Annotated in this window: 10 protein-coding genes; 4 read left to right on the plus strand and 6 right to left on the minus strand. The window is 56.1% G+C overall.

What is annotated here, in order from left to right; all coding sequences use genetic code 11:
* Nucleotides 1-1,136 precede the first annotated feature (1,136 nt).
* Nucleotides 1,137-2,873, plus strand: coding sequence for a hypothetical protein (locus tag DK391_RS08640; protein ID WP_162600742.1), 1,737 nt, complete (start codon nt 1,137-1,139; stop codon nt 2,871-2,873).
* Between the two features lie 38 nt (nt 2,874-2,911).
* Here the strand turns inward: DK391_RS08640 and DK391_RS08645 are convergent, their stop codons facing one another.
* Complete coding sequence (locus DK391_RS08645; RefSeq protein ID WP_239482767.1) at nt 2,912-3,814, minus strand: LysR family transcriptional regulator; 903 nt, start codon at nt 3,812-3,814, stop codon at nt 2,912-2,914.
* A gap of 273 nt (nt 3,815-4,087) precedes the next feature.
* Between DK391_RS08645 and DK391_RS08650 the strand changes: the two genes are divergently transcribed.
* On the plus strand, nt 4,088-4,375 hold the full coding sequence (locus tag DK391_RS08650) for a DUF4148 domain-containing protein (protein ID WP_275426812.1): 288 nt from the start codon (nt 4,088-4,090) through the stop codon (nt 4,373-4,375).
* A 222-nt stretch (nt 4,376-4,597) separates the two neighbouring features.
* Here DK391_RS08650 and DK391_RS08655 read toward each other — a convergent pair whose 3' ends face one another.
* From DK391_RS08655 to DK391_RS08675, 5 genes are all read right to left on the minus strand, one after another.
* Nucleotides 4,598-5,941: an MFS transporter gene (locus tag DK391_RS08655; protein WP_109477586.1), complete on the minus strand. Its 1,344-nt coding sequence runs from the start codon at nt 5,939-5,941 to the stop codon at nt 4,598-4,600.
* A gap of 43 nt (nt 5,942-5,984) precedes the next feature.
* Nucleotides 5,985-7,187, minus strand: coding sequence for a formaldehyde dehydrogenase, glutathione-independent (gene fdhA / locus DK391_RS08660; protein WP_109477587.1), 1,203 nt, complete (start codon nt 7,185-7,187; stop codon nt 5,985-5,987).
* Between the two features lie 80 nt (nt 7,188-7,267).
* On the minus strand, nt 7,268-8,218 hold the full coding sequence (locus tag DK391_RS08665) for a PDR/VanB family oxidoreductase (protein WP_239482768.1): 951 nt from the start codon (nt 8,216-8,218) through the stop codon (nt 7,268-7,270).
* 43 nt (nt 8,219-8,261) lie between these two features.
* A complete protein-coding gene (locus DK391_RS08670; RefSeq protein WP_109477589.1) occupies nt 8,262-9,374 on the minus strand; it encodes a porin in 1,113 nt (370 codons plus the stop codon).
* A gap of 137 nt (nt 9,375-9,511) precedes the next feature.
* On the minus strand, nt 9,512-10,564 hold the full coding sequence (locus DK391_RS08675) for an aromatic ring-hydroxylating dioxygenase subunit alpha (RefSeq protein ID WP_109477590.1): 1,053 nt from the start codon (nt 10,562-10,564) through the stop codon (nt 9,512-9,514).
* A gap of 287 nt (nt 10,565-10,851) precedes the next feature.
* Between DK391_RS08675 and DK391_RS08680 the strand changes: the two genes are divergently transcribed.
* Nucleotides 10,852-11,571 carry a TetR/AcrR family transcriptional regulator gene (locus DK391_RS08680; RefSeq protein ID WP_109477628.1) on the plus strand — a complete coding sequence of 240 codons (720 nt, stop codon included), beginning with the start codon at nt 10,852-10,854 and terminating at the stop codon, nt 11,569-11,571.
* A 112-nt stretch (nt 11,572-11,683) separates the two neighbouring features.
* Entirely contained in the window at nt 11,684-12,952 is a 1,269-nt protein-coding gene (locus DK391_RS08685) for an alpha/beta hydrolase (RefSeq protein WP_109477591.1), read from the plus strand.
* The last annotated feature ends 6 nt before the right edge of the window (nt 12,953-12,958 follow it).

The raw sequence follows: 12,958 nt of genomic DNA on the forward strand, positions 1-12,958 counted from the left end.
GCGGCCGTGAGAACCCAGCTAGACCCGACGACCGTACCCGTACAGGTCTGCGTCGTTGTGCCGAGACGTACCACTTCTGGAAACTGCGAAGGTGCATAACGTATTGAGATTCGCGCTGTACTGTTGTTTGTCGTAGCTTTCAGATTGTTGAATGGGACGTTGCAGTCTCGAAGAGGGCTTTTTTGTATTGATTGTGGAAGATTCATGTCCGCGGAGATGCCCAATATGTTCAACGGCCGATTCGCAGCCTCAGAATAAAGAGTTTGAGTGGAGAGGCGACCTGCGAGAGTTGCTCGATGGAGCGTGGAACTTGACTCAAGCTTCGATAGCAGTTCCGATACGTTCGCGTTCAGCTGAATTGGAAGGCTGCAAGTCGGATCGGATGTACCTGGACCGCATGGCGTTCCGGAACCAGTGATCTGATTAGGGCCGGGCGGAGGGGCGGCCATCGAAATCGCTGTAGCGGTGCCCACGGCACCCATGAGTAGGTGATGCACTCGTTTCTTGGAATAGGAACGACGCATGATGTCAGCTCCTGCTGTGAAGAAAAACAGAGTCATGCGAAGTGGGCGAGTTTCGAGCATGCAGCGATTATGCGTGCGGGGATGCGACGACAGAAATCGAGTTCAAGGACACATCGCTTACAGGAAGCTGCCATGGCTCAACAGGCGATTCGAATTGACATCGTTAGTGTGAGTTATTCATCTTCAGTGCGTGAGTTGTCTTGGCTGATCGAGCAAAGATCAACATAGTAAAAATAGATTGATGGAGCTGACCGGTCAAGCGAAGTGAATCTAATTTTTAGTAGATTTGCTTTTTAATTAAGAGCTCTATATAAATCTCGTTAAGAACCTGTTTAGATGTCGAAGTATGAAATCTACAAAGAACGTCCCGTTATCTATGAAAACGTGCGCTTCCGTACATACGATATTAAGCAACGTGTCACGATAATCGCAATAGATGGTCTGATCTCGCTGAAAACGAAAATTCGAATGCCACGCGAGCAGTACCGAGATGTCTGAAATTGACGGTATCCAGCACGAGATGTCACCCTCCGCTTACTCGAGAGCTTAAAAGGCCTCTCGCAGAAGCGCCCGTTCGCATGTCATCAACCCCTGCCTGCTGAGCAAAAAGCCATGAGAATATTTTCGAATAGGTTTCAGAAGGTAGTGATTCTTTCAGCTCTGTTTTGTGCGGGCTGTGGATCGGAGATCACGGTTACTCATGTCGATGCGGATACATCAAGCGAACCAATGACCGGCGTCCCTTGGACATTACCGATGACTCAGTACAGCGTGGTAATAACCAGAGAGGTGACAAGTTGCGATGGAGGCTTAAGCGGAAAGGTTACGGTTTCACTCACTTCAGGGAAGGCACCTGATCCTGATCAGCATTATCTGCTCGACTCCTCAGGTATCTGGGCGACGAGCGATATTGCAACCAACCTGGCGTCGGATGGTAGCAATTCAAGCTTAAATGCATCGTCGCAAGGAGCCGGTGGCATAATCATCACCTCTGTCGCGCAGTTCGCCGCAGGTGCTGTAGAGGCAGTTGGTGCAGCAGTGCCAGTTGGAGGGCCGCCAATTGTTGACGGTGGGGCCCACCCCCCCCCGCCGCCTCCGTCACCCGCTTCAACGCAATGCGGGCCAGCGGTGAAGGCAGCCATCGAAAAATTGCATCCACCAAAACCTAAATCCAGTCTCCAGCAGCCGGTGACTGACGACCAGAAGGCCTTAACTGCGCCGACCGCGACGGTGACGTTACTGACCGCGCAGGCGTCTAGGGAAAAGAAGTATCTCGCCGAACTTGACGCGGCACTTCGCGAACAGGAAAAGGCGCAGAAGACGATGGATTCGGACCAGGCGTCTTTTACTGCGAATCGGAAGAAAGTCAGCTATTCCGAAACAGTGTCATGGCCTCCTAGCGGCGGCATTTTTGAATCGAAAATGCCTTCGAAGCTTTCGGGTTGCGTTTTTCAACAGTGGACAAGCAGCAAGGATGGATCCGAATGCACATCAGAACAATTGCCGGAGGACACCAAATCTGACTCCTTCAATGTATGGTTCGCGCTCTATTGCAAAAATACTGATGGTTCGTGGTCCAAGCCCGGGCCAGGCGCGCAGCCGAAATCGTGCGGTGCCGTATTCGCCACGCCTGTTGTAGCGAATGGACACGTGGGTGTGCCCGTTCGCATACCGAAGATGGGCCGGCTGCTCGTTTGCACGAAAACGGCGTGTCCACCAGAGTTGCCTGTGGGCTGGATGCCGCCGAAGGGGCAAACTGCTTCTGCGGACGCGCCCGTTCTGCAACTAGGTCAGATGTACAACGTTCGTGCTGCGGGTGGGGCCTTCAAAAACGAAGCTGCTGCCATTGTGCTTGACGCATCCGGCTCCCCTCAATCAATTGAGGTTAGTGAGAAGACTGCTGCAGCTGCAGCTGCGGTTGGTGCGGCTGCCTCAGCTGCTCAAGCTGCCGCAGCCGTGCCAGGAGCTGTGGCATCAGCGCATCTGACCGAAGCACAGGCCCTCTCGGCTCAGATAACCGCACAGACGGCGCAGACGAACTTCAACGCGACTTCGAGCACTGCGTACGAAACTGACCAGATACAAGCTGCCACCGGGCTTCAGAGCGCCAAAAACCTGCTCGCCACTGCCAAAGCGAACGCGGTTGCTGCGGGGCCGAGCGCCGCTCTAGCTGCTCAGGTGGGTTTGCTGAATCAGCAAAATCAGCTCGCGGCGCTTGAGGCGGGTGCGAAAAATGTTTCAACGGAAGACGCTCTCTCAGCGGAGACCACTCTTTACAATGACCAGACTGCGGAGGTCAATGCCGAAGTCTCCGCTACAGCTGCCCGCGCGTTGCTCTCAGGAAAATAGCAAACCGCTCGAGAGAGTGGTTCGAGAGAAGCTAGAAGTCACTGCGGCAAACTGGACTGGAGTCGTGTGTGCACGAATGTCTTTAAAAAATCGATCCAGGTGCGTATTTTTGCGTCGAGATACTGGCGTGATGCGTACAAGGCAAAGACAGACAGCGGCTGCAGGTCCCACTCTGGCAAAACGCGCACGATCGCGCCGGTCTGTAGGTAGGGGAGTGCCGACAGCATCGGCACCGGCGCGATTCCCAGTCCCTCCATGACCGCAATCGTCAGCGCGTCTGCCGCATTTACCCGTAACCGGTCCGGCGGCAGGCTGATATCGACGTTTTCCTCCAATCCGATAAAGCTCCAACGATCTGATGGAAAAAGCGCGTTGGCGAAGCGCAGACACGAGTGATGCCGCAAGTCATCAAGGGTTCGGGGAATACCGGCACTCTCCAGATATGCCGGGGACGCGCAAAGAACGCTTCCCATCGAGCAGATGGGCGATGAGACGAGCAGGGAGTCAGGAGGCTTCGATCCCGTTATCTGCAAGACGACGTCATATCCTTCCTCAAGAATATCGGGTTGATGCTGCGACAGCGTCAGTTCGACGCGAACGCGGGGATGTTCGTTCAGGTATCGGGTGAGGGCGGGAACCACATAGTGCTGACCGAAGGTAATTGGAGCGTGCACACGCAATGAGCCACTGACAGACACTTGAGCATTTCCTGCCTCCGCTTCGGAAAGGTCAACAAGTTCGAGCATCTCCTTGCAGCGCGCGAGATAGCGGTCTCCGGATTCAGTCAATACAACGCGACGCGTTGTGCGATTTAGCAATCGAGTCTGCAGATGTGTTTCGAGTTCGACGATGGTGCGCGACACCTGTGCCGGCGCAACGCCAAGCTGACGGGCTGCGGTTGTAAAACTCGCGCCTTCTGCCACCTTCACGAACATTCGCATTGCGCGTATCAAGTCCATTCGTTGCTACCTTTCGCAATTGCTTTCTTGTGAGTCAGGTCACTCGTGATGCGGGCTGGAGTCGGGTATGGCTAGTCGGGACGTCGTCGAATTCAAGGCAAGTGACGGCAAGGTAACGAAGGCTACACGAAAGATTGATGAGAAATTGATCACAGATTTTTAACAAACGAGTAGTCAATCAGGCGTCGCTCGCGTGAGATTATTGCTACACAGCGACAACAGTCGCGATCCTTTCGACTAATCCTGGAGTCCGATGTGACGCAGACCTCGACAATCCTTACAGCAGTGATGCTCTTTCTTCCGTTTGCTGCGATGGCGCAGAGCACCGGCACAGTCACGCGTGCGCAGGTTCGTGCGGACCTTATTGCAATCGAACAGGCTGGCTACAAACCCGGCGTACAGGACCCCGACTACCCAGCAAAGTACCAGGCGGCCGAAGCACGTGTCGCGGCTCGGAATGCACCGAACCAGATGGAGGGATACGGTGTACCGGCAGCGGGTTCGTCGCAGGCAGGTCATACGGGAACTACGGGTCAAAACTGACAGAAACTGCTACGGTTAGATGAGACGGCGAATCGCGTTGTCTCTGGTGGGACGGAATACGCATAATTCGAGGGTTTGAGCGGCGAGTCTGATTTTTGCGAATCCTGCCCGAAACTGTCAGTGATGCTCGAACCGTGCTGGACGCGGCCAGGGAGGTGATTCGCTGACCGTCCGGATAACGCGCAATGTTCGGTTTTCGAGCGCGGTTGATGAGCCATCAGCCTACGAGGATGTCCCTACGGTCTGCTCAGATAGGGCAGCCGTCCTCTTTGCTCGGGAAATGGAGCCGAGCAGGCCGATCGATAGGGCAGTGACCAGCGTGGGTCCTGCAGAGGCCAGAATGATCTGGTCGGCGGTCCACGAAAGCGTCAGCAGATGTCCGCCCAGGATCGGGCCAAGGACGGCACCGATTCGTCCGATACCGGATGCGAGTCCGGCGCCCGTTGAGCGACCCTTGGTTGGGTAGAAGATGACTGCGATGCCATAGAGTCCAGACTGCCCGCCAATTACACTAAAGCCGGCGAAGACAATGCATAGGGTCGCTATCTCGGGCTGGTGCGTGAACAGGGCTAGACCCGCGATCGACAGCCCGCCGAGAATGAAGTTACCGATCATGACCCAACCGTATCCGAAGCGGTCAATCTGATACCCCAGAATATAATTCCCGACAAGACCACCACCCCAGAAAGCCATGCCGGCGAGCAGGGAGGCACTGGCTGAAAATCCGATTGAACTCATCAGCAGCGGGATCCATGCGGCAAGGAAATAGGCGCTGAGCATGTTGCAAAAGCTTGCGAGCCAGAGCAAAACCGTGGGCCGGGTGCGTCCGTGTCCGAATACCACTTTCAGCGAACTTTCCTTGCCCGCGACCTTCTCGGTCGGATTGAGGTCGTCCTCGAGTTGATACTTGCGAATCAAATCAAATGTGCTCGCGTCGTCTGGGCGCCGAAGGAGTCGGAACTGCAATGATTCCGGGAGATAGCGCAACATCATCAAGGTGAGGAAAGTGGTCAGGAGCGCGCCAGAGTAGAAGACGCCTACCCAGCCGAATGGTTTGATGACGAATGCCGCAATCAAGCCTCCTACGACACCGCCAATCACATACCCTGAAGAAACGGCCATCACGAGCGTGGTTCGTAGGCGAGGCGGGCTGTATTCGCCTCCAAGGGCGAGGGCATTGGGGACAACGATACCCATCCCCAGGCCTGCGACGAATCGGATCATTACGAGCTGACTCACTGTATGAACGAGAGGCGTCGCCCCCATCAGGATGGCGACCCACAGCAGGGACACGATCAGTGCGGGGCGGCGGCCAATCCTGTCAGCGATACCTGCGAGGAGGACCGACCCCACGAGCATGCCGAAAAGGCCAGCGCTCAACACCGGGCCGAGCATTGCTTTGCTGATTCCGCAGTCCTTGATAAGAGTGGGGGCTGCGTACGACATGGCTTGTACATCAAAGCCGTCTACGACCATGCATAGCGCGCACAACACTACCACTACATACTGCGATCCACTAATCGATATTACGTCGATGGATTTGCCAGGCGAATCGGACAGTTCCATTGTTGTCTCCTCCAGATGTGCGGTTTTGAGCTCTAAACCAGACTCATGCGCTTGTTGTAAAAAGGTTGTGCGGATCGATCACGAACTTCTTGGGGGCGCCGGCATCGAATTCCGCGTAGCCGCGCGGCGCATCGTCGAGACTGATAACTTCTACACCCACGACCTCGGCGATGTTTATCCGATCCCAGAGGATTGCCTGCATTAGTGCGCGGTTGTACTTCATGACGGGCGTCTGTCCCGTGAAGAAGCTGTGTGACTTCGCCCAACCCAGGCCGAAGCGGATGCTGAGCGAGCCGGTTTGCGCCGCCTTGTCAGAAGAGCCCGGGTCTTCGGTCACGTAAAGACCAGGGATGCCTATTTTCCCGGCAGCTCGTGTGATTTCCATCAACGAGTTGAGAACGGTGGCGGGGGCTTCTGTACGAGCGCCGTCGTGACCGTGGCCGCGCGCTTCGAAGCCAACTGCATCTACAGCACAGTCGACCTCATTCGTGCGCAGCAGCTGGGCAACCTGATCGCCCAATGAGGCGTCGAGGAAGAGATTGACGGTTTCAAACCCTACCTTGCGCGCGTGTTCCAGGCGTGCGGGGTTAATGTCGCCGACGATCACCACGGCCGCGCCGAGTAGCCGGGCCGAGGCAGCTGCAGCAAGGCCGACCGGCCCAGCCCCGGCGATGTAGACCGTGCTGCCCGGTTGTACGCCTGCGGAGACAGCACCGTGATAGCCCGTAGGAAGAATGTCCGTCAGACACGTGAGGTCGCGAATTTTTTCGAGCGCCTGATCGCGATCGGGAAATTTCAGGAGGTTGAAGTCCGCATAAGGGACCATCACGTATTCGGCCTGACCGCCGATCCACCCGCCCATGTCAACATAGCCGTAGGCGCCACCAGCACGCGCCGGGTTCACGTTCAGGCAGACGCCCGTTTGCTGCTCCTTGCAAAGCGGGCAGCGGCCGCAGGCAACATTGAACGGAACGGACACCAGGTCACCGATATTGATGGTTTCGACGTCCCTGCCAATTTCAATGACCTCTCCCGTGATCTCATGACCCAGTACCATCCCGGCGGGGGCAGTTGTGCGCCCCCGTACCATATGCGGGTCGGAACCGCAGATATTAGTGGAGACGATTTTTAGAATGACAGCATGGTCAGCCCGTTTTCCAGCGGGCGTAACCAGTTTGGGAAACTCGATAGACCGGACCTCGACTTTTCCCGGCTGAACATACACGACTCCACGATTCGTTGGCATGCCTTCTCCTTGTGGTGATGGGTTTGCGGTGCCTTGTGAGTGCGCCGCGCGTACGATGAGATCTGGAGCGTCTGAGATTCTCAGAGGTCGAGGACGAGTAGCCCTGATTTGGATCGCGAGCAGCACGGCGTGAACTGGTCGTTCGCTGCGTGTTCGGCATCCGTCAGAAAGACATCACGGTGGTCTGGTTCGCCATCAAGTACCCGGGTCAGGCAGGTGCCGCACACACCCTGTTCGCACGACACGGGAACGTCGATCCCGCACTTTGCCAATGCTTCGACAACCGATTCGTCGGGAGCGATGGGGATGACCTGGCCAGAACTCGCAAGCTTTACCTTAAAACCACGGTCGGAAGACGTGTCTACCGTGCTGCCGGCAAAATACTCACGATGTATTGCCGTTTCCGCCCAACCTTGCGACCTGGCGGTCTGAATGACCATGTCCATGAATCCTTTCGGTCCACAGACATAGAGATGAGTGTCCGGGGAGGGCGCGCTGAGCACGGACGTCGCGTCGAATAGTTGCGACCGGTCGCCATCACTAAGATGAAGCACAACCTGAGACGCGAATGGAGACTGCTCAATCGTTGACCAAAATGCGAGGCGATCGGCCGAGCGCGCGCAATAATGCATCTCAAACGGCGCGCCGACATGTGAGAGCCGGTGCGCCATACAGAGAATCGGCGTCACACCAATGCCACCGGCAATAAGGATGGTCCGCTTTGCATCGTGTGCCAGGGGAAAGTGATTCTTCGGCTCGGATATCGTCAGGACGTCACCTTCCTTTACGTCCCGGTGCATAGCCTCGGAGCCGCCTCTGGAGGCCGACTCGCGCAGCACACCGATAACATATCGATGCGTTTCGTGAGATGGATTACACAGCGAGTATTGTCGAACAGTGTCTTCATTGACATGCACATCAATGTGAGCGCCGGCCGAGAACGCTGGCAAAGTCGCTCCGTCTAAACCTGCCAGCTCAAAGCGGCAAATGTCGGTCGCTTCTTTCACTTTTCGCACTACAGTAACTTTCAAGACAATCTCCTGCTTTCTATTTCGATATTTCAGTTACGCACTTCTAGAAGTTGTGCGTCATACCGAGACCAACGTACACAGAAGAATGGACATTGGTTGCCAGCGGGGTGCCGGTATCAAGGGCTGCCCCAGTCGCGTTAAACCGCTCGTACACACTTACAATCTGCAACGTCGTTCGCTTGCTCAGGAAATAGCTAGGCACGATGTAGAACTTGTTGGCGACCTGGTCGGGGAGACCATCCTGGCTGCGCTTGCCGCGGTAGTACGCGATGTAGAGATCAAATGATGGAGACATAAGCCAGTCACCGCCGCCGGATATGACTTGCGTTTGCATGTTCCGGTAAGGTCTGGCGGTCGTGTTCAAACCGCTGTCGATCCGGTTCTGGGTGAACGTGGCGCGAAGCGTCACAGGTCCCAGTTTGTAGGAGGCACCTCCCGCGTATGCGAAGAAAAGTGTGCCGATGTTGTCCTTGTATTGCATGTAGGACGCCCTCAGAGTCGCTACTCCTCCGTCATAGCCCACCATTGCGCCGGCGGAACTATTATTCGAAAACTGACCAGCAGCACCGCCGAAGCCGTACATCGCCATGCCGGTGAAACCGTACTTCTTGACCTGATACTTCACCGCGTTATCGACCCGGTCCAGACTGGCACCAGAAACGCCAGGGTTAGGACCGAAGTTGTTCTGGATTGTTGTGCCAGGACCACCAAGATAGCCGAGGCGAACATTCATGTTCGTTGCTGACGAGTTTGCGTATAGCGGGTCGGTCACATAGAACAACTCAGCGAGCGTGTTGACCTGTCTACCAAACGTCAGCGTGCCCCAGTCGTTTGAACTCAATCCAACATAGGCGTTCCGGTCGAAGAGTTTCTGGCTGCTCGCTGACGACCCGGTATTTACAATGATGGTCGACGCGAGGTTGAACACCGCGCTCAAACCACCGCCAAGGTCTTCCTGTCCTCTCAGACCCCACAGCGAAGGAAGCCACATATTTGCTGCCATGCTTACGGAGGAGCCCCCTGTCTTTCCGGTTTGGTAGACGATCCCCTCGTCCAGTCTGCCGAAGAGCGAAACGCTCGAGGTCGTCACCTGTGCGTACGCCGTAGACGTTCCGAAAGCCAACGTTGCAATCGCTGCTGCGTGAAGCCGCTTCATTGTTACTGTCTCCAGGTATTTTGATTAGTTATACTAAAGGTTGTTGTAATGTTTGTTGTGGATGTTTCCTGTCAGGGATTATTTACATCGGAAAACGCATGCGGGAACCAGGCCGCATGCGTTCAGAAAATCTGCGATCAGACGGTCGCGGAGACTGGCGTCTCTTTTGCCGCGATTTCGTTGTTCAGAAGGCCCGCCAGGGTGCGGCGAACGCGAATCGCGCCTGCGTCGGTCCCGAGCAGGACCGGACGGAGGTCCATGATGTCGACAGAGCCGACGGAGCGTTGTTGTGCTTCAAGCATCGGCTTGTCCTGCTCGACGAAGCCGATGCGCTGCCAGTCGCGTACTTTCTGGTCCGCTTCGGGATCATTGACAGCGTAATCGCGGCTGTTGCAGAAGAAGTAGTGACATGTAAATTCCGATTCCGCGGTCACGATATGTGCACTTTGAATCTCGAAAAGCATTTTTTCACGGTCGTTGACTTCGTACCCGCGAACAGTGAGTTTCGCATTGGACGGCGGATCCCAGCGTACCTCGTAAACCAGGTCGATGAGCTTGTTCGGATCCGAGACTGCGTTGGCGTAAAACATGGGGACTTTCCCATTTGGGAACGTCAGGTACGTGTAAATCGTGTTGCCGACCTGCTTGACCTCGTTCTTGATGCGAGGGAACGCTTCGGAGCCCTGATACTCCCCATGCACAAACTGGATGTGTGTGAGGTCCGTGAGATTATCAATGGCTAACTGGTAATTGCACTTGGTCAGCATGTAGCCCTGAACCGTGGCACGTTTCGGGTCGGTGAGGAACTCGTAGTCCGGAAGAGCGCCTTCGTCCGCTGAAGCAGGATCGCCTAGCCATATCCAGAACCCACCGAAGCGCTCTACCACCGGATACGCCTTAACCTTGGCCGCCTTTGGAATAGGCGCGCCGTCGACCGGGTTCTTGACGCAGTGGCCCGCCTTGTCGAAGCAGAGGCCGTGGTATCCGCACTGGATCAGGTCACCGACCTGCTCACCGAGGTGCAGTGGTACAAAGCGGTGGGCGCAACGGTCTGCGATTGCTGCGGGCGTACCGTCCTGCAAGCGGTAAATGAGGATCGGCTCGTTAGCAATGGTGCGATGGAGGAACCCCTTGTCGTTGAGTTCGTTGGTCCAACCGACCATGTGCCACGCGTTCTGAAGAAATGCCATGTCTCACCCATGTAAGTGCTCGCCTGACGGTTCTGCTGGCGTAGATCCTTTGCCAGACGGACGAACCAACCCACGGCGATTTGCGGAAGTGTGGAAACATTCTGGCTCTTTTAGACACTCTAGTCAAACTTATTGACGTTAGTGTCAATACCACTATCGTTTTCCCTGGTGTTAGGCAGGAAGTCGCCGCGATCAAGTCTGCGACAGTCGCTATTTGAAGGCTTACATCGGGCAGGTAAACTTGCGGGATACAGCGCCGTCAGGTGGCGCGAACAATGGACGAAGACATGAGCGACAACACAACGACGCGGGAACGCATCACACGGAACGCAGCACAGCGGCAGGCGATTCTTGAGGAGGCCTGTCTGCTATTCATTTCGAAAGGATTTGGCGGTACCAACATGCAGGACATCGCCGATGCCGCAGGCCTGACCAGAACTGCCGTGTACCACTACTTCAGTAGCAAGGAAGCGATGCTTGAAGCGCTGACGGAAGACGTCACGCAGAAGGCGAGCGAGCTGGCAGCATCGATCTCGATGCGAGATGAGCTCCCAGCTGAGGAAGCGCTACAACAACTCATCATCCAGCATGCTGGACTCATTCTTTCGTTACCTCTGCAGTTTCGCGTCGTTGAGCGCAGCGAGAGCAGCTTGCCGGAAGCTCACCGAAAAGCGGCAGAGGATGCGCGACGTGGGGTACTGGCACATTTCGTCCACGTAATCCAGCGCGGTATTCGTGAAGGCGTCTTCCGACCAATCGACGCCCACGTCGCGGCGTTCTCAATCATCGGGATGTGCAACTGGTGCGCTTGGTGGTTTGACGCAGGTGGCGAAGTGCCGGCGCGTGAGGTGGCAACCAATATCGCGGAGCTTGGGCTTCGTGGACTGTTGAACGCCAAAACGCCGCAAGCTCGCCCTATGAGCATCGCAGAGACTATGAACCAGTTGCGGGATGCGATGGCCGTGCTCGAGCGACAGGTGAGTCACTTGTCATCCGGCGCCACGTAGGAGTGCTCTCCGGGAAGGGTTAACGAGAACGTCGAAAATTTGACACAAGTGTCTATGCCTCGTATGATCGACTCAGATCAAACGATGGTGCCGCATCGTCGCGGCAAGATAGATGACCAAGACCCACACCCTGACGGCCGGCGCCACCGCTGGCTTTCTGAACACTGACTGGAATCCTAGAGATATCCCGGAAGGGGCGAAGACGACGAATGTCGTGCTTCGCACTGCGGATGGCGCCGCTACCGGAGGCTCGCTTTACGAACCTTCGACGCCGACCGACACGGTAGTGTGCGTTATGCACCCGCGCGAGTTCATGGCGTGCCACTATCTGATTCCCGACGTGGTTGGCGCGGGATACGCCGCCTGGTCACAATCGCCGCGGTCGGTAGGGAATGACCTTCGGCTCGAGCACGAATTTGCTCTCCACGATGTCGCCGCCGGGCTGAACTATCTGAAATCGCGAGGATTTCGCCGCATCGTGCTGTTGGGTAACTCTGGAGGCGCCGGGCTATACGCCTACTATGTACAGCAGTCCGGCTACCTGCCAGAGCAACGTGTGAGCCGAACGCCAGCTGGGAAGCCGACGCGCCTTGCGGATCTGCAGATGCCCGTTGTGGATGGTGTGGTGTTTGTCGGTCCGCATCCAGGTCAGGGGGCGCTGCTGATGAACTGTATTGATCCGTCGGTAACGGATGAAAACAATCCGCTCGCAGTCGATCCCGCGCTAGATCCCCTCAATCCAGTGAATGGTTTCGCAGGTCCGCGCGAGACAAATTACAGCGCAGACTTCCTTGAGCGCTATCGCGCTGCACAGCGAGCACGTGTTTCGCGTATTGATGATCTTGCAAGGCAACTTATTGAGCGCCGGATGTCTGCTCGCAAGAGAGTCGCGGAAGCTGGGGCTTCAGCGACCGTCGAGGACCGTCGCGTCGCGTCTCATACCCCGATCATCAACGTCTGGCGTACCGACGCAGACCCGCGCTGTTTCGACCTCGCTATCGATCCTTCTGACCGCAAGTTCGGCTCACTGTGGGGTAGTGACCCATATCTTTCGAACTACGGTGCAGTCGGTTTTGCACGCCAATGTACACCAGAGAGCTGGTTGTCGACGTGGTCGGGCTTATCTTCCAATGCAACCCTCGAAAAGACGGCAAGCTCGATTGTGCAGCCCGTACTCGTGGTCGAGTACACGGGAGATCAAGCTTGCTTTCCGGGCGATGTTGAGAAGATTTACACATCGATCGCATCTTCGGACAAAAGGCATCTTCGCGTGCGAGGCGACCATCACGGAAGAGCCTTGTCCCCGGAAGAAGAGCCGGGTCGACTTGAGGCGGGCAAGCAGCTCGCTTCTTGGCTCAAGGAAACTTTCCCCGCTCTTTGAGCCCAT

Source organism: Paraburkholderia sp. C35 (assembly GCF_003121405.1).
Taxonomy (GTDB): domain Bacteria; phylum Pseudomonadota; class Gammaproteobacteria; order Burkholderiales; family Burkholderiaceae; genus Paraburkholderia.